Here is a 20,833-nt window from a genome sequence, read left to right on the forward strand (position 1 = left end):
ACCTGCCCTACTTAAAAAGGGATTGCGACTCTTTCATGTCTTTCATGTCTACACCCCCTTTTTTGTTGAAACCTGCCCTACTTAAAAAGGGATTGCGACACCGACATGAACGAACACTTCACTTCACTAACCAACTCCTGTTGAAACCTGCCCTACTTCAAAAGGGATTGCGACCACTTGATGGGCAATGATGCCACTTTTTTGCCTTGTAGAAACCTGCCCTACTTCAAAAGGGATTGCGACATTCCGCATCTTCTACTAAAACTACCGCCCTTTTAGTAGAAACCTGCCCTACTTCAAAAGGGATTGCGACAGTAATAACAGGAATTTTTTCTGATAGCTCTTCCCGTAGAAACCTGCCCTACTTCAAAAGGGATTGCGACATATGCTTTTTGCAAAATAGCTAAATAATTCATCAAATGTAGAAACCTGCCCTACTTCAAAAGGGATTGCGACAAAACAATATGGACAAATTTCCCACGAACTTTTATACCCTCTGTAGAAACCTGCCCTACTTCAAAAGGGATTGCGACATGTCCTAGGTTTTCTCCCTTGGACGATTTGCCCAAGTAGAAACCTGCCCTACTTCAAAAGGGATTGGGATGTTAAAGGCTTGTGTCTGGATAAACAACCGTCCTAAACAATGGACTTAGAGAATGCCGCCTGTGGTTCTTGCAATTTATTTAATTTAGGCTATGATTATTTTTTAAATTCCTTTAAAGGTGAGGTAAATGAGCACAGGTAAAATAGTTAATCTGGAAAACAAAAATAAAACTGCCCAAGACTTTAAACTTTCTCCTTTAGAGGAAATCACCCTCAAAACCACCAAAGAAATCGTCATCAAGTTTATCGAAATGGGACGCTGCTCCCCTGCTACCTTTGAAGAGGTTTTCACCCAGGTCTTTTCTGTTATCAAAAAAACCCTCACCAAATAGATGCAACTTTTAGCCATCCACGCAAGCCCAAGAAGTCAGGGCAATTCTGAAATTTTCCTTGATGCCTTCCTCTCTACCCTTAATCACCAAAAGATAAAAACCGAAAAGATAAAACTTACGGAACTTAAATTCTCCCCTTGTGTTGAATGCGGAGGTTGTGAAAAAGACGGAACGTGTATTCTTAAAGATGACCTAACCGAAGTTTACCCTAAAATTCTTAAGGCTAACTTTCTGGTGGTAGCAACCCCTATCTTCTTTTATTCCCATCCTTCTTTTTTGCAGGCCTTCTTCGAAAGATTTCAGGCCTTCTGGGTCTCTAAATATCTTCTTAAAGCTCCACCTCCCTCTCAAAAACCAAAAGGTATCCTTCTTGCTTTAGGTGCAACCAAAGGCAAAAAAGTCTTTGAATGTTTAGTAAGAAGTTTTAAATACGTGCTTGATACCATAGACGGAGAATATATAGGAGGAATTTTTTTAAGAGGGATTGATAAAAAGGGAGAAATACTTAAACACCTTGAGGGTTTAGAAAAGGTTAAAACTTTAGGAGAAAAACTCTCTATCCTCGAAAAAAAGGACTTAACCAAGTCTAAAGAAGAGTTAGCTCAATTTTTAGGGCTTGACTTAGACCCTACTCCTTAACCCCTTATTCAAAAAGTTTAGCATAGGCTCTTGCTTTTCCTTCTATGTCGTTATCCTTCCATAGGTCGCTTATAACAGCTACCATGTCTGCCCCTAATTGGACAAGCTCCTTTGCTCGCTCTAAGGTTATGCCACCTATAGCACATACAGGAATTTTTAGAGTCTTTTTAGCAAGAGGGATCAAGGTTTTATCTACTACGGTTGAGTTCGGTTTGGTAGGAGAGGGGTAAAAACTCCCAAAGGCCACATAAGTGGCTCCCTGTTTTTCTGCCTCCATGGCTCTTCTCAAGTCTCCATAACAGGAAACCCCGATGATAGGGCCTTTAAAAATCTCTTTAACCTGGCTAAGAGGCTGATCGTCTTTACCTACATGCACCCCGTCTGCCAGCACTTTGGCTGCCAAATCTACCCTGTCGTTAACGATAAAATAAGCACCAAACCTGTGGCAAAGCTTCTTTAGTTCTATGGCTATGTTTGTTAAAACCTCTAAATCTGAGTTTTTATCTCTTAGTTGAACAAACTTAGCCCCTCCTTTTAACGCCTTTTCAACCATTCGAAAGATTTCTCCGTCTTGATAAGGGGTCAAAACCTCGTCGGTTATCACATAAAAACCTTTTAAAACCATCTAATATCTCTTTACTATAGAAACCTCTGGCAATCTTTCTTTTAAATAAGCATCTACTCTGTGGTAAAATTCTGGGTTTACCTCCCCCACCAGGTCTTTTTTTAACGTGTTTTCCTGGACAAATTTCTGCAGGGCTATTCTCTTAAACCACGCAAGATAAGGAACCATCTTTTCTAAGTCTTTTTCTGTTAAAAGGGGAGGATACATGGTAACTCTTATCTCTACCCTATCTGCGATGTTTTTTAAAACCCTAAAAGTTTGCTCAACCAGAGCAAAATCCCCTCCGAGTTCAGCATATCTATCAGGGGAAGTCTTAAAGTCTATGGCAAAAAAATCTACCAAGCCAGAAATTACCAATTCTTCTACCAGCTCTGGAGAGCTACCGTTGGTATCAAGCTTAACAGGAAGCCCGGTTTGAGAGCGAACTTCTTCTATAAAACTGACAAGCCTTTTTCCCCAAAGGGTAGGCTCTCCTCCGGTAATCACCACCCCTTTAATAAAGCCCTTTCTCCTTTTTAACTCCTCTATAACCCAGTCTTCAGAAAGGTTTTTTAACTTTTTATACCTTTCAGGTAGGACCAAATCAACATTATAACAGAAGGGACATCTATAGTTACACCCATAGGTAAAAATCACCGAAGAGATCTTCCCCGGATAATCTACCAGGCTTGTACCGATAAACCCTTTAATCATCAACCCCACCTATGGATAAACTTTACCCAAAATATAAACCTTCCTGAAGGAGAAACAAGAGCAATACACTTTTATCCTATGTTAAAAATTTTAGGAAGCCTTTTAAACAAACTTAGCTTTTCTGTTTCTCCTAACTTTGCTTTTCTTAGTATTTCTTCTAACTCCTGGATGGTCGTATCATAAAGTTGTTTGTTTAGTCTATAGGGATGTCCGTCCTTGCCTCCGTGGGCATAGCTATAAACTACCGGGTCTTCTCTTGAGGCCTTAACCTCATAGATAAGCTCTGAAGCTAAGGTAAGGGCTCTTAAGGTTTTGGCCCCCATACCTTCGGTTAACAGTAATGACTGAAAATCAGATGGAGGATTTTGATAAACCTTTTCCCAAACTTTCTTCAAGGATTTAACCGATAGGTCTTTGAGGGTTAAGGTATGGTCCTCTTTAAATATAAGATGCACCTTCGGAGTTAACTCCTTTATAACTAAACTTAGGTCTTCTGTTAGCAACCTTACCAACGAATTTTGTACAGGTTTACTTTCCTTAGCCACCAGATTAAGTACGTTTTCTTTTTTGACAGAAGAAACAATTCCTGTATGGGGGTTTTCGCAAAGGTCTAACACCTTTTCGCTATACCATTGATACCGTCTTGCATAAGTAGTTTTTTCATCCATACCTTGTTGTATTACCCCCCATTGGCCATCTTTGGAGAACAGAAAAAGATGAAAATAAAGTTGAAAGCCATCTTGGATGGCGTTGTTGTCTATCCTTGCGGTAAGTCTGCTTAAGGTTACAAACTTATAGGCTTGTTTAGGAAGTCCCTGTTTTTCTCCCCAGAAGATAATTTCCTGAGGGGTGTTTAAAGCCCTCTTACCTTTTCCTCCGCAAACATAGATTCCTAAGTCGTTAAAATAGGGTTTCAAAGCCTCTTTTATAGCACCACCAACGGTTGTGGTGAGGCCTGAGGAATGCCAGTCAAAACCAAGCAAACAACCTAAGGCCTGAAACCAAAAAGGGTCAGACAACCTTTTGATCAATTCCTTAGCCCCAAACTCCTGATACACAAGCAATAAAATAGCCCTGCTTAACCTTACCATCCTTTCAAAAAGCCAGGGAGGGCATTTCCCTCCATGCAAAGGCAGGTCTACTATACTTCTACTAACCATCTTTGTCCCTTTTTAAAAAGTTATTATGAAACACCTCACATTCTGGGCATACTCCCTGATATTCAAACTGTATGGTTATATGGTGAATATCAAACTTTTTTAATTCCTTTTGGATGCTTTGCAAAACTTTTGCCGTTTCACTTACGTTCATGTCAGACTTTAGGTTAACATGGCCCTCAAAAAAATGGGTTTTATCGTCAAGACTCCATACATGTATATGATGAACATCTTGTATGTCTTGAATTTTCATCAGTCCCTCTACTATCTTAGGGATTTCGACATGAAAAGGGGTTGCTTGCATGATGATGTCAACTGACTTTAACAAAACCTCTAAACTCTCTTTAGCAATATAAAAGGCTATCAATATACTAATAACAGGGTCAACTCTTACCCACCCAAAATAATAAATAAAAACAGCCCCTGATATCACAGCCAAAGAGGATAAAGCATCCCCTAACATGTGTAGATAAGCACTTTTTACGTTTAAGTCTTCTTTGGCAGAACCTTTTAAAAATTTCAAACTCAAAAGATTACCTAAAAGCCCTATACTTCCTACCACAAACACGGTTTTAACGTCTATAAGAGATGGGGTAACCAGTCTTTCGATAGACTCTTTAATCAGGAAAAAACATATTATTAACAGCGTAACCGAGTTAAAAAGACTTGCTAAAATGGTTATGCGTTTATAACCGAAGGTCTTTCTCTCGTTAGGATTTCTTAAAGAAATTTTATGGGCAAAATAGGTAATCACTACAGACATTACGTCACCTAAATTATGAAAGGCATCAGACAAAAGAGCCATACTTCCTGAGATTAAACCACCGATAAATTCAAAAACAGTTATCAAAAGGTTTAAAAGGGCTACGTAAAAGAGATTTTTCCCTCTAATCTCAGTTTTTTCATCATGGCCATGATGATGGTGATGCATCGTCCCCAACTCTCTTCAGTTTTATACTAAAATTCCTCTTTTTCTGGGTTTGTCAACCCTAAGAAGATCCTTTTATGGGTTATGCCCTTGATTTTACATTTTAAGATTTTAGATTAAGCTAAAAATATGCCCTCCCAAATAGACAAAATAAAAATTTATTTAAAAAAACCTCTCTTACCTTTTATGTTTTTAGGGATCTCTCTGTTAGCCGGAGTTTTTTTCATCCTTGCTGCAGTCTCTAACTATCAAAACATCCGTAAGACTTTAGATACAGGGTTAAAACTTCAGGCCATAGGGGTAGAAATTACCCTTAAAAGTCTGATCAAAAACTTTGGGTTAGACCTGATAAAAAAGGAAAAAAACTTTTTTGCCGAGCTTCTCTTAGGAGAAGAATGGGAAGGAGTGGCTTATGTAGCAATCTATGATACAGAGGGTAAAATATTGCTTCATTCTAACCCAGAGCTTATAGGGACAAAGATTCAAGATAGGGTTTCCTTTAATGTTACCTTTCCTCGAAGTTTTTATCAAACTACTCTGACTGAAGAAAAATTGTTTGTTTACGAAAATCTATTAAAAACAGAAAAGCAACAGGCGGTCCTGAGGGTAGCACTCCACATATTTCCCGTAGAGGAAATTTTAGGTTATGCTAAAAAGCATGTTTATTTAGAGTTTTTTCTTGGATTAGGGTTCTTTGGATTAGGGGTCGTTGGTTTTTGGTTTTTTAAACGGTCTGAAAGGTTGATACAGAGGATCGAAGACCTTGAGAGATGGAAGTTTATCTCTCAGGTCCTTGCACATGAGATGAAAAATCCCTTAGCCAGCATAAAAGGTTTTACCCAGTTAATCCTTAAAAAAACTCCAGAAGAAAAGACCCAAAAGGCCCTTAATCTTATCCTAAAAGAAACCTTAAGGATGGAAAAACTTTTACAAACCCTAAATTCTTATACCCATCCCCAAAAGCCAAATTTCTCCTCTTTTGACTTATACAGCTTTTTAACAGAAGTTATCGAAACCTTTAAACTTCTTTATCCTGAGGCAGACTTGAGAGTAACTCTTGAGGAAAAAAACTTTATGGTAGTTTCTGACCAAGATAAACTAAAAGAGATACTGATAAACCTTTTGGAAAATGCCTGGCAAGCCTCTCAAGAGGCAGGCAACTTAAGGGTGGATTTAGGTTTAATTTCTGAAAAGACTTTTTATATTATTTACATAAAAGATTTTGGAAAAGGGATTCCTCAAGAGTTGATACCTAAAATTTGGGAACCCTTTTTTACCACAAAAGCCAAAGGCATGGGCCTTGGTTTGACTATAGTCAAAAACCTATGTGAGGAACTAAATTGCAGGATTGAGCTTAAATCAGAACCTTCTTCTGGGACAGAGGTATGGATAAAAATCCCTCGATAGTTATCGTAGAAGACGATACCTCCTTTGCAAGTTTCTTAGAGATGACCTTTCAGGAGGAAAACTATAAAGTTTGGGTTTTTCATAACCCCGAAACTGCTTTGTTTCACCTTCCTGAACTCAATCCAGATATCGTAATCACCGACCTTAAAATGCCAGGTCTTGACGGCATCACTTTTATCAAAAAAGCTAAAAAAATCCTTCCGGAAACGGTTTTTCTTGTGATTACAGCTTTTGGCACCATCCCTTCAGCGGTTGAAGCTATGAAAGCAGGGGCGGTAGATTACCTTACCAAGCCTCTTTCTTCTCCAGAAGAGCTTTTAGCTAAAGTAAACCTTTATCTTAAAAAATTTAAAAAATCCCCCTCCTTTTACCCAGCAGATTTGCCCCCGCTTGAGGTTGTTTTTGCAGGGATGGAAGACCTTTATGAACAACTGATCGAAATTGCCCCTACAGATGCCACCGTCTGCCTCTTAGGAGAAACAGGCACCGGGAAAAGTTTAATCGCCAAGATAATCCATGTTTTAAGCGGAAGAAAAGGGCCTTTTGTAGAAATAAACTGTGCGGCTTTGCCTGAAAATTTAGTAGAAGCTGAACTTTTTGGCTATGAAAAAGGGGCTTTTACCGGTGCTATAAAGACTAAACCTGGTAAGTTTGAACTTGCAAGAGAAGGCACCCTTTTTCTCGACGAAATCTCGGAGATGAGCCTTACCGTGCAGGCTAAATTCTTAAGAGTGCTTCAAGATAAAACCTTTGAAAGATTAGGAGGCCTTGAAACCCTGAAAACAGACGCAAGATTTATCGTAGCTACCAACAAAGACTTAGAAAAACTTGTAACTGAAGGAAGGTTTCGAGAAGACCTATTTTACAGGATTAATGTTTTTTCTTTTTATCTTCCTCCACTTAGGGATAGAAAAAAACATCTAAAAACCATCGTCCAATACCTCTTAGAAAAAATCTGTCAGAAGCTGGGGAAACCTTTAAAACCTCTAAGTCCATCCTCCTGGGAAAAACTTGAAAACTACTCTTTCCCAGGAAACATAAGAGAACTTGAGAACATCCTTGAAAGGGCAGTGATACTTAGTAAAGGAGACATGATAGAAGTAGAAATCCCCTTTAAAGCAAAGGACCTGTTTCAAGACAAGACGACCCTAAAAGATGACTTACAGATTAAAAACTTAGAGAAAAAAGCCATTCTTAAAGCCCTTGAACTTACTAAGGGAAATAAACCTGAAGCAGCCAAACTTCTTGGGATATCCCTTAAGACCCTTTATAACAAACTAAAAGACTTAGGCTTGAAAGAATAATTTATTCCCACACCGGTTTGTAAGGTGCTACAGGACTTCTAAAAAGATATAGTTTACCTGTAGTTAAGTTTTTAACGTGTCTTGCCATAAAAATGATGCCATATTTAGGAAAATAGGTTTTAGCCCCAGTAACCTCTACCTGATGCCCTGCGCTAAAATCAGGATTTAGGAAACGATAATAACGGACTGGACACAAAAAAACCGTATAGGCTTTACCTTCTCTTTCTACTTCAAGAGAGGCTAATCCTCTGGGAGGAAGATAAACAGACAAAATCTTACCTTTAAAAGTAATCTCCAAATTTGGGTCATAGGGAAGTTCTTGAAAAAACTTAAATTGATGAGCGTTTAAAGAGGGAGTTAGAATAAGTATCAAAAAGAAACTTAAGAATATCCAAAAACCCGGGCCAAAAGCCCGGGACTTAACCCTCATCTTACCAACCGCAGTACCTTCTCCAGTAACCATGCTTACCAAGTGGCAATCCTTTCTCGTGTCCTTTCTTCATTATTTCTACACGGATTTTAGCAAGTTCTTGTTCTTTTGCAAGAATAGTATCCCAGTTAGGGTTTGGCTGAAGAATAAGAGAACGAGCCTCTGCCCTTAATTGAGCCTCTCTTTGATAGAGAGGTTGTACTTCCTTGCAGAATTCCTGTAACTTAGCTTGATCAACCGGTGGAGCCATAGGACGCCCCATCCCCTGAGGTCCCATCCCTTTGTAAGCAAAAACCGAACCGGTTAAAAAAGTACCCAAACCTAACGCCAACGCTAAGGTCTTCTTGATGTTCATACCACACCTCCTGGTTTTGTTTTGTAGTTTTATTAATTATTTAACAAAATTTGTGCCTGTTTATTACCCTTCCAAAACCTTCAAAAATCTTTGAGAACTGGACTTCTTTTAACAATAAAAAAGCTTGTCTTTTGTAATGTTTACAAAAATTTGCTGGTAAATTTTACAAAAGGTAAAAAAGCTATTTTTATAAGGCTTGAAAAACGGTATAGACCTGATAACATTAGTAAGTAAGTACTTTACTACAAATTTATAAAGAGGGGGTTTAGTATGACTTGGGAAGAGGTAAAAAAGAATGCTAAGGAAAAACTAAAAGGATTTTGCAGGGTTTGTCCGGTGTGTAATGGAGTTGCCTGTGCAGGTGAGGTGCCTGGGATGGGTGGACTTGGAACTGGGTCTGCCTTTAAGGCTAATTTAGAGGCCTTAAACCGTTATAAATTTAACCTTACTGCGATTCACGAGGTTAAAACCCCTTCTACCGAAACGGAATTATTTGGTCAAACCTTAACCCTTCCTGTTATGGCAGCACCTATAACCGGGACCACCTATAACATGGGAGGTGCTATCACCGAAGATGTTTATACCGAAGAGGTTATAGCTGGGTCTCTTATGGCTGGAACCATCGGATGGACAGGAGATGGTGCAGACCCGTTGATGTATTCAAGTGGTATAAATGCCATTAAAAAGTTTGATGGCAAAGGTATCCCTATCATCAAACCAAGGTCTCAAGAAGAAATAATCAAAAGGATCCGTATGGCAGAAGAAGCAGGCGCTTTAGCAGTTGGGGTAGACATAGACGGTGCAGGGCTTATTACCATGGCTTTAAAAGGACAACCTGTAAGTCCTAAAACTCCTAAGGAAATCGAAGAGTTGGTAAAAGCTACCTCTTTACCCTTTGTACTCAAAGGTATCATGACAGTAAAAGATGCTGAGATTGCTTATAACTGTGGGGTTTCGTGTATAGTGGTTTCTAACCATGGAGGAAGGGTTTTAGACCATACACCAGGAGTGGCTGATGTTTTGCCAGAAATCACCGCAAGGTTTAAAGGGAAAATGACCATCATCGCAGACGGTGGGGTAAGAAGTGGGGCAGATGTGTTAAAACTACTTGCCCTTGGGGCTGATGCGGTGCTTATAGGGAGACCTGTTGTCATAGCTGTTTTTGGTGGGATGAGAGAAGGTCTTAAGATCTACTTTGATAAAATAAAAAACGAACTTATTCAAACCATGTTGTTAACTGGAGTAGCTTCAGTAAAGAACGTGCCATCAAACATCTTGGTAAAAATTTAAAAACTTATTCAGGTCAGAGGTGCCATGAAGGGCCTCTGACCTGAAATATCAAAAATTAAGGTTGCCAGAGATACAAACCTGTTAGCTCGTCAAAACCTCTTTGAAAAGCCTCTCCTTCAAACTCTACGATCTCAAACTCAAAGGCAAACACCTCAGAACCTTCAAAAAGATGACCTCCGACGACAGTAAAATCTTCTTTACCTAAAACTACGTGAAGATGCACAAAAGAGGTTCCGTCTTTAACTGAAACGTTTCCTTTTAGACTTAGAACCTCCATAGGTTGTTCAAAACTTTTTATCACATATTCCCTTTTTATTTGGTCATAGTATCCTATCGTAGCCCTGGTTACAGCCCCAATCCCTGAAACCATACCGGCTTTAATACCCAATTCGTTAACTTTTTGGGTTAACCACCTGAAAAGATCCTCTCCTTTGGGAACCCTTCCCTGAAAAATTCTCTTTACTCTGTATTCTTTTATAATTTCCATGGTTTACAACCTCTCTGCAAGAACTTCTAATGAATGTTTTACCTTAAAGGCTAACCCTTTTTTATCAGCCCCACCCCTTATCTGCATGATACATCCAGGGCAGTCAGTACATACAAGATTTGCCCCTGTATCCTGTATGTTTTTCAGTTTTCTTTCAAGGATTTTTACCGAGATCTCTGGAAATTTTAAAGAATAAGAACCTCCCATACCACAGCATATATCTGACTCAAACATCTCTTTGAGCTTAAGCCCTGCTTTTTGTAAAGATTCCCTTGGCTCTTGCCAGATGTTTAACGAACGCTTTAGATGACATGGATCATGATAGGTGAATTCCTCTTCTAAAGGCTTACTAAAGGTGATTCTACCTTCCTTGATAAGCTTATGGATAAAATATGAAGCATCTATCACTTTTTCTGCCATTTTTTCTGCCTTTGCGATAAGCTCCGGAGAAACTTTTTGATTCCTTAGGGCCAACAAGCCTTTCTTCTTTAAAACCAGAGTACAGGTGGGACAGGCTGAAAGGATAAAATCTGGATTTTCCTGTTCTAAAGCCTTTAAGTTTTGCAACATGTTGTTAGCAGCAACATCCATAACGCCGTTATAAAGGGCAGGTGCCCCACAACAGGTTTGTTCTTGAGGGAAAATTACTCTAATACCTGCCCTGTTAAGTAGCTTAACCAAGGCCTCTCCTATCTCTGGATAGGCAAAATCTATGAGACATCCTGCAAAAAAGGCTACCTTTTCCTTGGCCTCTGGCTGTTTTATCTTTTTAACCTGGTCCCTAAAAGGTTTGTCTGCTATGGCAGGAAGACTTCTTTCTTGGGTAAGTTCGGCAAAAGCTAAAGGCAGGTGTCTTATGAAAGGCCCTTGTTTGAAAGGTTTTTGTAGTTTTGAGGCCATCCTTAAGGCTGTATGGAAAAGTTTGCGGTTGTTGACCACAGAATAAATGGCCTTTACCTTTAAAGGCAATCCCTCTTCTTCGGCAAGCCGTCTCCTTATCTCCAAGATCAGGTCAGGGATGTTTATCTTGCCTGGACATATTTTTACACAGTTGCCACACTGGATACAGAGGTTTTGAATATCTTTCGTAGCCTTAAGGCCTTCAGTCCAGGCGGTAAGGATGGTTCCGATTCCTCCGGTATAAACCCTTCCGAAAACAAGACCACTTATCAGCCTAAAAACAGGACATACGTTTAAACAGGAAGCGCATCTGATACACTGCAAGGCCTCTTTAAAAACAGGGTCTTTTGCCATCTCAGAACGACCGTTATCAAAAAGGATGATGTGGACCTCTTTTTTGGTCCCATCCCAGTGTTCCCTTTCTCCGGTGATAAAAGACACATAGGTGGTGATAGGTTGTGCGGTTGCGTTTCTTGGTAAAGCTTTAACGATAGGATCTATGTCCTCAAGCTTGTCTACCAGTTTTTCTATACCGACTACTGCTATATGAACTTTGGGTAAGGTTAAAACCAGCCTTGCGTTACCTTCATTGGTAAAAATTACAATACTTCCTGTCTCAGCTACAGCAATGTTTGCTCCTGTAATCCCCAGGTCTGCTTTGAGAAACTTGTCTCTCAAGTTTTTTCTGGCAAACCTTACCATCTTTTTTATGTCAGGCTCAACGGCATCGACCTTCTTGGTAAAAATCTCAGAAACTTCATAACGGGTAAGATGAATGGCAGGTAAAACCATATGAGAAGGGCGCTGACCTGCAAGCTGGATGATCCACTCCCCTAAGTCTGTCTCGTCAACCTCTAACCCCGCTTCTTTAAGATGTTTGTTAAGATGGATCTCTTCAGTAGCCATGGATTTTGATTTCACTATGGTTTTTACGTTATGAGCCTTGGCTACCTCTAACACATAGTTTATAACCTCTTTTGGGTCTTTAGTATAAAAAACCTTAGCACCTCTTTTGGTGGCTTGTTCTGTAAATTTTTTTATCAATTCGTCAAAATGTTCTGCAGCATAGCTTTTTACCCGAACTATCTCATTTCTTATCTCCTCAAAATCAAGCCCTGTATAAACCTTTTCTCGAGCAACTACATAAGCTTCATAAAAATTCGTAAGAGCCTTAGAAATAACCGGATTTTCTAAAGCTTTTCTGATTTCTTCTTTAAGCATAATAACAACCTCGTCTTTTTATTTTTAAATACTTTCAAATCGATAATAAATCAAAACAAATCTATAAATTTTCAACGCAAACAATTATCACCCTTTCTGGACCGTGAACCCCTATGGTTAAAACTCTCTCTATGTCTGCTGTTCTACTAGGACCACTGATAAGGGTCACATAAGGAGTATTAGTAAGATTAAAAGAACGAAGGGCGGTTTTAAGGTCTGGGAAGATCCTGCTTTTAGGAAGGATAGCTATGTGAATCTCTGGTAAACTTGAGACCAACCTTTTCTGTATGTGGTTAGAAACCTCTATCAAAGAACCAGACTCAGCTATAGCCCCGTCTACTTCGTTTATACCTATTTTAGCTTGACTTGCTATTTCTGGGGTAAATTCAAAGGTAATCTGAGGGAGGTCTGCTAAAAGGTCTTCTTTTCTCTCCCCATCCAAAAACCAGGTATCATACCAAACAACTGATTTTTTGTCCTCAGATGAGGTGTTTTCTTTTATAAATCCTTTTATAAACTCTAAAGCTTCTTTTCGGTTTTTAAAAGAATATACCTCTGCCATCAAAGCAGAAGCCTTTTCTTTAAAAAGTTCAAACATTATGATTCCCTCCTGTAAGCCTCTGCAAGCAGGCTTATCACATGTTTTACCTTTGCGTTAACCTTATACCTCTGTGTACCTTCTCCTAACTGCATCATACAGGCAGGACATTCTGTGGCTACCACCTCTGCTTTGGTATTTTTTACATCTTCCATCTTGGACTGAAGTATCTTTAAGCTGGTATCTGCGTAAGCTAAGTGATAAGAACCACCGCTTCCACAACAGGCATCTGGTTTTTTCATCTCGACCAACTCAACCCCTGGAATAGCTTTTAAGATTTCTCTTGGCTCTACCCAAACCTTCATAGATTTTTTAAGATGACAAGGATCATGATAGGTTACCTTAAGCTTTAACTCTGCCTTTGGCTTTTTAAGCTTGATAACTTTTAAAAGAAAACTGGTAATATCGTATACCTTTTCAGCCCATTTTTTAGCTTTTGCCTCGTATTCTTGATCACCCTCAAAGATTAAAGGGTATTCATGTTTCAAGGCACTTCCACAAGAAGCACATGCAGTTATGATGTATTCTGGGTTTATCCTTTCAAAAAGGTCCAAGTTGTTTTTAGCCAGCTCCTTTGCTTTTTCTATATCTCCATGCACCATAACAGGCATACCACAACAGTTCTGTCCCTTAGGGATTAAAGTTTTAATCTCGTTTTTCTTTAAGACCAGCAGAATATCATCTCCTATTTCTGGATAAAGATAGTTTATAGAACATCCGGTAAAAAATAAAGCCGTAGCCTGAGGGTTGGGGACCTCTACCACCTCAGATGTACTATCCCTAAAAGACTTAGAGGCAAACTCTGGAAGCACAAAGGATTCATCAAACCTCTTTCCAAGGGTTCTCAAGAAAGCCCTTGGGGCCCTAAGTTTAGGCCCCCGTTTTTCTAAAAAGAACCCTTGCATTTTAGAAAAAGCTTTTAACCCCTTATCAAAAAGAGATGGATGAGTTAAAGCCCAAAAAGCTAATTTTTTTACCCAAGGTTTACCTAAATCTTTTGCAAGCTTATGTCTTAGTGCCAAAATAATTTTATCGTACTTTACCCCTGTAGGGCAGGCAAGCATGCAGGACTTACATACCAAACAGTTATAGATAAGGTTCATAAGATCCTTATCGCGAATTTTACCTTCTAAGTAGGCCTCTCCTAAGGCAATCTTACCTCTGGCAACTGCACTTTCCTTTACCTCAGTCCCATAAACAGGACAAACAGCCATGCAGTTGCCACACTTCATACATCTTATAAGTTCTCTCTTTAAAGCCTCATCGCTTTCAAAGACACTTTTTCCCACCGTTTAATCCTCCATAGGGACTAATTTTCCAGGATTTAAAATATTGTCAGGGTCCAAAGCCTTTTTAAGACGTTTCATAACCTCAATGCCAGAGCTACCGATTTCATTCTTCAGATACTTTTTCTTGGCTATCCCTATTCCATGTTCTCCTGAAAGCGTTCCTCCAAGCTTTAAAGCAGCCTCAAAGATTTCGTCTATGGCTTTATCAAGTCTTGCCATCTCGTCTTTATCCATAGGGTCAACCAAGATGGTGGGATGAAGGTTCCCGTCTCCAGCATGACCAAAGGTTCCTATGGTAAGATTGTATTTTTTAGCGATTTCCTGGATAGCTCTTAACATGTCTACAATCTTAGTTCTAGGAACAGTTGCGTCCTCTAACACTGTAGCCGGCTTTATTTGAGCCAAAGCAGGAAGAGCTGCCCTTCTTGCTGCCCAGAGGTTGTCTCTTTCTTGGTCTGTTTCTGCAACTTTGTATGTTCCTTTATTTTTTTGTATTACCTCTATTACCTTTGTTGCCTCTTCCTCTACCCCATCTTTTCCGTTTCCGTCGACCTCTATAAGCAACAACGCAGCAGCATCGGTAGGTAGACCTACTTTAGCAAAGTTTTCTACAGTCCGTATGGTCATGTTATCCATAATCTCTAAAGTAGCAGGTATAACGTGAGCCCTTATGATGTCTGTAACCGTTTGTCCTGCATCTTCAAGGGTACCAAAAAAGGCTATCATAGATTTTCTGTACTTAGGTGCAGGGATAAGCTTTAAAATTACCTCGGTAATAATACCCAAGGTTCCTTCAGACCCTACAAAGAGTCCGGTAAAATCATAGGCGGTAACGTTTTTAACGGTTTTTCCTCCAAATCTAAACACCTCTCCAGTAGGTAGAACCACCTCCATACCCATTACATAGTGTTTGGTAACCCCATACTTAAGACCTCTTAAACCACCTGCGTTTTCTGCTACGGTTCCTCCGATGGTAGCCACTGCCATAGACCCAGGGTCTGGAGGATAGATTAAACCATACTTAGCCACCTCTGCATTAAGGGTAGCTACTACCACCCCAGGTTGCACCGTTGCGGTAAGATTGTCAGTATCTATTTCTAAAATCTTGTTCATCCTTTGAAAGGAGATTACCACTCCTTTACTTAAGGGGACAGGGCCCCCGCTTAAACAGGTCCCTGCCCCTCTTGGATAGATAGGTACTTTATTCTCTCGACAAAGCTTAACTATTCCCTGTACCTGCTCTGTAGTTTGAGGGAAAAGCACCGCCCCAGGAATTTCCCTGGGAATCCCTGGGGTAGCATCATAACTGTAGGTTATAAGCTCTGATTCTTTGGTTAAAACATTTTCCTCTCCTAAGAGAGAAATACAGGCATTTATAAAGGCATTACTTAACATAATTTGCCCCCTTGCCTACAATTCTTGAAATGATTACCAATAAAATCGAAGCTACAAAGGTAGCTATAAGTATGTTATATCCTTCCTGAACTGCCGCTTGTGCAGCTGAAGCAGCTTTAGCAGTCTCTACCGCCTTTTCCCAGACAGGTATCATCCAAGTAAACACATAGGCCTGTAACATCGCAAGAATTCCCATCAAGAAAGTTAAAATTACAGAATGTTTAAAGGTAAATCTAAAAATATCTCCCTCTTTTCCGCTAAGACCGGTTGCTGCAGTAGCCACAGCTATAGACTGAGGAGAGATCATCTTACCCATAACACCACCGGAGGAGTTGGTAGCTACCGTAAGCACAGGGTCTATACCGATCTGTCTTGCAGTAACTTCTTGAAGTTTACCAAAAAGAGCGTTGGTAGAGGTATCAGAACCAGTCATAAACACTCCTAACCAACCAAGGAAGGCAGAGAAAAGCGGGAATAAAAATCCGGTAGAAGCAAAAGCCAATCCCAAGGTAATAGCCATACCAGAATAGTTCATAAGATAAGCAAATCCTAAAATAATTCCGATGGTAAGGATTGCCCATTTAAGAGAATTAAGGGTTTTTCCTGCAACTCTGATCGCGGTAGAAATAGAAGCACCTACTACAGGTATAGAAAGAATAGCTGCAAAAAGAATAGAGGTTCCTGCGGCGCTAAGGATATTCCAGGTATAAACTGCTGCCTTCGGCTTACCTACATAGTCTATTACCTCTTTGTCAAGTCCAACGATAGGAAATTTTAAGGTCAAAATCTGGTCTAAAGCTACTTTAACTGACTTAACACCCCAAGCAGCAACAAAAATAGAAAGGAGTATAAAAGGGGCCCATGCCCTAAAAACCTGACCTAAGGTGTACTGGAGCTTAGCCTTTTCTACCACTTCTTCATGTTCAAAGGTCCAAACCTCCTTAGGATGCCAAATCCTTACAAAAATAGCTGTACAGAGGATAGTTACGATAGAAGATAAAATATCTGGAAGATATGGACCTAAATAGTTAGAAACCAAAAACTGTGTAATAGCAAAAGAACCACCAGCAACGAGAAGAACCGGCCAGATTTCTAAGCTCTTTTTCCATCCTGCCATAACCACCGACATATAAAAAGGAATAAGCACACTAAAGAAAGGAAGCTGTCTTCCTACCATCTTGGATAAGGCCATTAAGTCTACTCCTGACACCTGAGCACCAACCACGATAGGAATTCCAATAGCACCAAAGGCAACTGGTGCAGTGTTTGCCAAAAGGGCTATACCAGAGGCATAAACAGGGTTAAATCCAATACCTGCAAGCATGGCTGCAGAGATAGCAACCGGAGTACCAAATCCAGCCGCACCCTCTAAAAACGCTCCGAAACAAAAGGCTATAAGGATAGCCTGAACCCTTCGGTCGTTACTTATCGCGGCTAAAGAGTTTTTGATGATTTCAAACTGCTTTGTTTCTACAGAAAGATTATAGAGATAAATGGCGGTAATAACAATCCATGAAACAGGCCATAGGCCAAAGAGAAAACCATAAAAAGTAGAAAGCACCGCCAGGTTAACAGGCATCTTGTAAACAGTAACAGCTATTATTAAAGCTATAAAGACAGCACCTAACGCAGCCCAGTGCCCCTTCATCCTTTTATAGGCTAAAGCCCAAAAAAGGAAAAAGATGGGGATAGCTGCTACCAAAGCCGACAAACCAATGTTACCAAGAGGATTTACATCCATCTGCCAAGCCATAAACCTACCCTCCTTTTAAAGGATTTTTAATAAATTTTCTCTTAGTTGCCACTTATACTCCTTTTTAAACTTAAGTCAAGTCCAAAATTTTTTGGTATTTTATTAAATTTCTGAAAAAACTTTAGAGAAAAATATCTCAATATCTTTCTTCCTCTTTTTATTTTACTTTTTCTTACTTTTTCATTTTAAAGAAACTTCAAAAAACTTAATAACCCTAAACTGCCAACAGGAATTTATGATCATTCATGATTCCCCTATTTTTCAGTTGCTCTAAGGATTTTATAACATTCACCTATCAGAGGCCATCAAACTCTCTTAACTTCAAAATCTCAAGAACTAACTAACCTTTAAACTTCTTTGAGCACTTGCTCTCGTCGATGACTTACTAAATATCTCCCTAAATATCTCTATAATTAAAAACCTTAATAGACCAAATTATGCCTTTACCTGTTTCAAACAAAAGATACTCCCTTCGCAATATATTAAATCCACCCTTATTCTACCCTTATTATGCTTGTTGGTGAAGGCCATATTTGGAAGTTTTTAAAGAGGATATAGAAACAATATTTTTTATATATGTATTATAAAATTATAAAATATATCTATAAGATTGAGAACATGTCACCAAAATTTAAAATTTAAAAATATTTTCAAAAAAACTTTAACTTCTTTTGCCCTCCACACAAAATGTTTTTTTGGATTAATGATATATCAATATATATTTTAAAATTAAACAAAATAATATAAAAAAGTATTTAAAAAGTAAACTATAAAGAAAATTAACAAAAATCAGCAAAAATTTTTGAAATAACACAAATCAGAAGAAAAAAATTTGTTAATTCTAAAAATTAGCAAATTTTTCTGGTTGACTTTAAAATCGATCTGTTTTATTTTTAAAGCAACCTAAGGCAAGATACTGTGAAAAAAATAACTTAAAGAGGGGAATAAGATGCTGGATTTTATCTTTAAACCTGAGAGTATCGCGGTGGTAGGTGCCTCTGAAGAAGAAAAAAAGATCGGTCATGTTATCCTAAAAAACCTTTTAACCCAAGGCTATGCAGGCAAGCTCTTTCCGATAAACCCAAAACGCAAAGAAATATTAGGACTTAAGTGTTATCCCTCGGTTTCTGCAGTAGGAGAAAAAATAGATTTAGCTGTGATTGTAGTTCCGGCCAAAGTAGTACCTTCGGTTATAAAAGATTGCGGAGAAGCTGGGGTTAAAGGAGTAGTTGTTATTACTGCAGGATTTAAAGAAACTGGAGAAGAGGGAGCCAAGCTTGAAAGGGAGATTTTAGACCTCATCAAAAAGTATGGGATAAGGATGATTGGGCCTAATTGTTTAGGGGTAATAAATACAGAGTTAGGTATGAATGCAACTTTTGCTCCAGAGCTACCTCCTAAAGGAAGGGTTTCTTTCTTTTCTCAGTCTGGAGCCTTAGGGGTAGCTTTAATAGATTGGGCTATAGGTAGTGGTTTTGGTTTTGGAAAATTTGTTAGTTTTGGTAACAAAGCTGACCTAAACGAAACAGACTTTTTGGAGTACTTTGGAGAAGACGAAGATACAGACATTATCCTTGGATATATAGAGGATGTTAAAGACGGAAAACGTTTTATAGAAGTAGCAAAAAGAGTAGCTAAGAAAAAACCTGTTATCCTCATAAAATCTGGTGCAACAGAGGCTGGTGCCAGAGCAGCTTCCTCTCATACAGGGGCTTTAGCTGGATCAGACAGAGCCTTTACAGAAGCTTTTAGAAAGGCTGGAGTTATAAGGGTAGAAGGAATAAAAGAACTTTTTGAGGTAGCAGAAGTTTTTAAAAGCGGAAAGTTTCCTTCAGGGGAAAAACTGCTTATCGTGACCAACGCAGGTGGGCCAGGGATTATCGCTGCAGATACTGCAGAAAAAAATGGATTAAAACTATATCCTATGTCAAAAGAATCTATCGAATACTTAGCAGAAAAGCTACCTCCTACAGCTGCCCTTTACAACCCTGTAGACGTAATAGGAGATGCGACCTCAGAAAGATATGCGGTAGTTTTAGAAAGGGCAATGGTTGATCCTAACGTAGACGGGGTTTGTGTAATCCTTACTCCTCAGGCGGTGACAGATGTAGAAAATGTAGCAAAGATAATGTTAGAAAAAAGTAAAGAGACAGAAAAACCCTTTGTAGGTTGTTTCATAGGAGGACCCAAAGTCAGAGAAGCAACCTCTTACTTAAAGACAAACAACATAGCTTGTTATGAAGACCCACTAATAGCTATAAATGCCTACAGTAAGTTAGTACATTACGTCAAATACAAACACAGGGAAGAAGATGAATACATAAAATTTCCTATCTCCGAAGAAGTTAAAAAAGAAATAGGATTGATGCTTGAAGCACTTAGAGATGCTGGGGTAAGTGTAATAGGAGAAGAAAATGCCATGAAAATATTAAGTCTTTATGGGATAGAGTTTCCCAAAAGAGGGCTTGCCAGAACTGCTGATGAAGCAGTTAGGATAGCAGAACAAATAGGTTATCCGGTAGTTATGAAGATCAGCTCCCCCCATATCATCCATAAAACTGATGTAGGGGGGGTAAAAATAGGTCTTAAAGACGAAAAAGAAGTAAGAGAAGCCTTTCTTGAGATGACGATAAATGTTAAAAGGGCCATGCCTGGGGCGTATATCAAAGGGGTTAACATTTACGAAATGGTAACCGGAGGGAAAGAGGTTATCTTAGGGGTATCTTACGATAATACCTTTGGTCATATGATAATGTTTGGATTAGGTGGGGTTTATGTGGAGGTGCTAAAGGATGTAAGTTTTAGGCTTACACCTGTAGGTAAAAGAGAAGCTTACGAAATGATAGAAGAAATAAAAGGGAAAAAACTCTTAGAAGGAGTGAGAGGAGAAAAACCCTGTGATAAAGACGCTATAGTAGATAAAATCCTAAGATTATCTCAGCTGGTTGAAGAGTTTCCTATTATAAAAGAGATAGATATTAACCCTTATTTAGTAAAAGAAGTAGGAGGTGTAGCTTTAGATGCAAGGATTATCATAGGGTGATACCCGTTGAAGCTTAAAAATCGAAAAAAACAAGGGGGTAAGGAGATGAAAACCATATTTTTGGTATCAAACAAACCGTTTACCGGAAGAAACGTTTTAGCCTTAGGCCTTGCTCTAAACCTGAAAGAAAAAGGAAGTAAAGTGGGTTATATGAAGTTGATAGGCAAGGTGCCTGTCAAGGTAGGAGATAAAATTCTTGATGAAGAGGCGATGTTTATCCATAAAGTCTTAGAGCTTGAGGACCCTGTAGAATGGTCCTGCCCGTTTGTGTTTACCTATGATGTACAGTACAAACTGTTTGAAGGAGAAGACATATCTGTAGACCAGCAGATAAGAGAGGTTATAAAAAAACAGGCTGAACTTAAGGATTACCTTTTTGTGGTT

Annotated in this window: 19 protein-coding genes and 1 CRISPR repeat array; of the genes, 7 read left to right on the forward strand and 12 right to left on the reverse strand. The window is 39.0% G+C overall.

Going from position 1 to position 20,833, the window contains the following annotated elements; all coding sequences use genetic code 11:
- A CRISPR array of direct repeats spans positions 1-604; the repeat unit is 29 nt; unit sequence ACCTGCCCTACTTCAAAAGGGATTGCGAC.
- A gap of 127 nt (positions 605-731) precedes the next feature.
- Together PWP26_RS07060 and PWP26_RS07065 are read left to right on the forward strand one after the other, a co-directional pair.
- Complete coding sequence (locus tag PWP26_RS07060) at positions 732-935, forward strand: hypothetical protein (RefSeq protein ID WP_287568713.1); 204 nt, start codon at positions 732-734, stop codon at positions 933-935.
- Positions 936-1,574, forward strand: a complete 639-nt coding sequence (locus tag PWP26_RS07065; RefSeq protein WP_051754571.1) for a flavodoxin family protein — start codon at positions 936-938, stop codon at positions 1,572-1,574.
- Between the two features lie 4 nt (positions 1,575-1,578).
- Here PWP26_RS07065 and thiE read toward each other — a convergent pair whose 3' ends face one another.
- From thiE to PWP26_RS07085, 4 genes are all read right to left on the reverse strand, one after another.
- Positions 1,579-2,199, reverse strand: a complete 621-nt coding sequence (gene thiE, locus PWP26_RS07070) for a thiamine phosphate synthase (protein ID WP_022855255.1) — start codon at positions 2,197-2,199, stop codon at positions 1,579-1,581.
- Positions 2,200-2,892, reverse strand: a complete 693-nt coding sequence (locus tag PWP26_RS07075; RefSeq protein WP_038062150.1) for an anaerobic ribonucleoside-triphosphate reductase activating protein — start codon at positions 2,890-2,892, stop codon at positions 2,200-2,202. It abuts the gene before it with no gap.
- 71 nt (positions 2,893-2,963) lie between these two features.
- Positions 2,964-4,052, reverse strand: coding sequence for a DUF763 domain-containing protein (locus PWP26_RS07080; protein ID WP_301399312.1), 1,089 nt, complete (start codon positions 4,050-4,052; stop codon positions 2,964-2,966).
- The gene (locus tag PWP26_RS07085) at positions 4,045-4,980 is read right to left on the reverse strand and encodes a cation diffusion facilitator family transporter (RefSeq protein WP_301399313.1); all 936 of its coding nucleotides are present in this window, start codon (positions 4,978-4,980) and stop codon (positions 4,045-4,047) included. The genes PWP26_RS07080 and PWP26_RS07085 overlap by 8 nt, the downstream gene beginning before the upstream one ends.
- 183 nt (positions 4,981-5,163) lie before the next feature.
- Here PWP26_RS07085 and PWP26_RS07090 point away from each other — a divergent pair, with 183 nt between their 5' ends.
- Together PWP26_RS07090 and PWP26_RS07095 are read left to right on the forward strand one after the other, a co-directional pair.
- Positions 5,164-6,384: a nitrogen regulation protein NR(II) gene (locus tag PWP26_RS07090; protein ID WP_301399314.1), complete on the forward strand. Its 1,221-nt coding sequence runs from the start codon at positions 5,164-5,166 to the stop codon at positions 6,382-6,384.
- Positions 6,363-7,688 (forward strand): sigma-54 dependent transcriptional regulator, encoded by a 1,326-nt coding sequence (locus PWP26_RS07095; RefSeq protein ID WP_301399315.1) that lies wholly within the window; start codon positions 6,363-6,365, stop codon positions 7,686-7,688. Before PWP26_RS07090 ends, PWP26_RS07095 begins: the two co-directional genes overlap by 22 nt.
- Position 7,689: 1 nt before the next feature.
- On the opposite strand, the gene PWP26_RS07100 is transcribed toward PWP26_RS07095, so the two are convergent.
- Together PWP26_RS07100 and PWP26_RS07105 are read right to left on the reverse strand one after the other, a co-directional pair.
- The gene (locus tag PWP26_RS07100; protein WP_287568716.1) at positions 7,690-8,160 is read right to left on the reverse strand and encodes a hypothetical protein; all 471 of its coding nucleotides are present in this window, start codon (positions 8,158-8,160) and stop codon (positions 7,690-7,692) included.
- Entirely contained in the window at positions 8,120-8,473 is a 354-nt protein-coding gene (locus PWP26_RS07105) for a hypothetical protein (protein WP_287568717.1), read from the reverse strand. Before PWP26_RS07105 ends, PWP26_RS07100 begins: the two co-directional genes overlap by 41 nt.
- A 270-nt stretch (positions 8,474-8,743) precedes the next feature.
- Between PWP26_RS07105 and PWP26_RS07110 the strand changes: the two genes are divergently transcribed.
- Complete coding sequence (locus tag PWP26_RS07110) at positions 8,744-9,763, forward strand: alpha-hydroxy-acid oxidizing protein (protein ID WP_038062141.1); 1,020 nt, start codon at positions 8,744-8,746, stop codon at positions 9,761-9,763.
- Positions 9,764-9,818: 55 nt separating this feature from the next.
- Here the strand turns inward: PWP26_RS07110 and PWP26_RS07115 are convergent, their stop codons facing one another.
- The 6 genes from PWP26_RS07115 to PWP26_RS07140 all read right to left on the reverse strand — a co-directional run bounded on the left by PWP26_RS07115 (position 9,819) and on the right by PWP26_RS07140 (position 17,406).
- Positions 9,819-10,250, reverse strand: coding sequence for a PPC domain-containing DNA-binding protein (locus PWP26_RS07115; RefSeq protein WP_022855264.1), 432 nt, complete (start codon positions 10,248-10,250; stop codon positions 9,819-9,821).
- A gap of 3 nt (positions 10,251-10,253) precedes the next feature.
- Positions 10,254-12,371: an L-lactate dehydrogenase (quinone) large subunit LdhH gene (ldhH, locus tag PWP26_RS07120; RefSeq protein ID WP_038062138.1), complete on the reverse strand. Its 2,118-nt coding sequence runs from the start codon at positions 12,369-12,371 to the stop codon at positions 10,254-10,256.
- A gap of 61 nt (positions 12,372-12,432) precedes the next feature.
- A complete protein-coding gene (locus PWP26_RS07125; protein WP_022855266.1) occupies positions 12,433-12,969 on the reverse strand; it encodes a lactate utilization protein in 537 nt (178 codons plus the stop codon).
- The gene (locus PWP26_RS07130) at positions 12,969-14,258 is read right to left on the reverse strand and encodes a (Fe-S)-binding protein (protein ID WP_287568718.1); all 1,290 of its coding nucleotides are present in this window, start codon (positions 14,256-14,258) and stop codon (positions 12,969-12,971) included. Before PWP26_RS07130 ends, PWP26_RS07125 begins: the two co-directional genes overlap by 1 nt.
- 3 nt (positions 14,259-14,261) lie before the next feature.
- Positions 14,262-15,653 carry an FAD-binding oxidoreductase gene (locus PWP26_RS07135; RefSeq protein WP_038062133.1) on the reverse strand — a complete coding sequence of 464 codons (1,392 nt, stop codon included), beginning with the start codon at positions 15,651-15,653 and terminating at the stop codon, positions 14,262-14,264.
- On the reverse strand, positions 15,643-17,406 hold the full coding sequence (locus tag PWP26_RS07140; RefSeq protein WP_038062130.1) for an L-lactate permease: 1,764 nt from the start codon (positions 17,404-17,406) through the stop codon (positions 15,643-15,645). The genes PWP26_RS07135 and PWP26_RS07140 overlap by 11 nt, the downstream gene beginning before the upstream one ends.
- Positions 17,407-18,355: 949 nt before the next feature.
- On the opposite strand from PWP26_RS07140, the gene acs reads away from it, so the two are divergent.
- Complete coding sequence (gene acs / locus PWP26_RS07145; protein ID WP_038062128.1) at positions 18,356-20,449, forward strand: acetate--CoA ligase alpha subunit; 2,094 nt, start codon at positions 18,356-18,358, stop codon at positions 20,447-20,449.
- Between the two features lie 45 nt (positions 20,450-20,494).
- On the forward strand, positions 20,495-20,833 hold a 339-nt coding region (locus PWP26_RS07150; protein ID WP_287568719.1), incomplete at its 3' end, for an AAA family ATPase.

This window comes from Thermodesulfobacterium sp. (assembly GCF_030445475.1).
GTDB classification, from domain to species: Bacteria; Desulfobacterota; Thermodesulfobacteria; order Thermodesulfobacteriales; family Thermodesulfobacteriaceae; genus Thermodesulfobacterium; species Thermodesulfobacterium commune.

Bases quoted from the DNA above. Each gene is read 5' to 3' on its own strand.
- PWP26_RS07060 (WP_287568713.1), top strand. From the start codon at position 732: ATGAGCACAGGTAAAATAGTTAATCTGGAAAACAAAAATAAAACTGCC.
- PWP26_RS07065 (WP_051754571.1), top strand. From the start codon at position 936: ATGCAACTTTTAGCCATCCACGCAAGCCCAAGAAGTCAGGGCAATTCT.
- thiE (WP_022855255.1), bottom strand. From the start codon at position 2,199: ATGGTTTTAAAAGGTTTTTATGTGATAACCGACGAGGTTTTGACCCCT.
- PWP26_RS07075 (WP_038062150.1), bottom strand. From the start codon at position 2,892: ATGATTAAAGGGTTTATCGGTACAAGCCTGGTAGATTATCCGGGGAAG.
- PWP26_RS07080 (WP_301399312.1), bottom strand. From the start codon at position 4,052: ATGGTTAGTAGAAGTATAGTAGACCTGCCTTTGCATGGAGGGAAATGC.
- PWP26_RS07085 (WP_301399313.1), bottom strand. From the start codon at position 4,980: ATGCATCACCATCATCATGGCCATGATGAAAAAACTGAGATTAGAGGG.
- PWP26_RS07090 (WP_301399314.1), top strand. From the start codon at position 5,164: ATGTTTTTAGGGATCTCTCTGTTAGCCGGAGTTTTTTTCATCCTTGCT.
- PWP26_RS07095 (WP_301399315.1), top strand. From the start codon at position 6,363: ATGGATAAAAATCCCTCGATAGTTATCGTAGAAGACGATACCTCCTTT.
- PWP26_RS07105 (WP_287568717.1), bottom strand. From the start codon at position 8,473: ATGAACATCAAGAAGACCTTAGCGTTGGCGTTAGGTTTGGGTACTTTT.
- PWP26_RS07110 (WP_038062141.1), top strand. From the start codon at position 8,744: ATGACTTGGGAAGAGGTAAAAAAGAATGCTAAGGAAAAACTAAAAGGA.
- PWP26_RS07115 (WP_022855264.1), bottom strand. From the start codon at position 10,250: ATGGAAATTATAAAAGAATACAGAGTAAAGAGAATTTTTCAGGGAAGG.
- ldhH (WP_038062138.1), bottom strand. From the start codon at position 12,371: ATGCTTAAAGAAGAAATCAGAAAAGCTTTAGAAAATCCGGTTATTTCT.
- PWP26_RS07125 (WP_022855266.1), bottom strand. From the start codon at position 12,969: ATGTTTGAACTTTTTAAAGAAAAGGCTTCTGCTTTGATGGCAGAGGTA.
- PWP26_RS07135 (WP_038062133.1), bottom strand. From the start codon at position 15,653: ATGTTAAGTAATGCCTTTATAAATGCCTGTATTTCTCTCTTAGGAGAG.
- PWP26_RS07140 (WP_038062130.1), bottom strand. From the start codon at position 17,406: ATGGCTTGGCAGATGGATGTAAATCCTCTTGGTAACATTGGTTTGTCG.
- acs (WP_038062128.1), top strand. From the start codon at position 18,356: ATGCTGGATTTTATCTTTAAACCTGAGAGTATCGCGGTGGTAGGTGCC.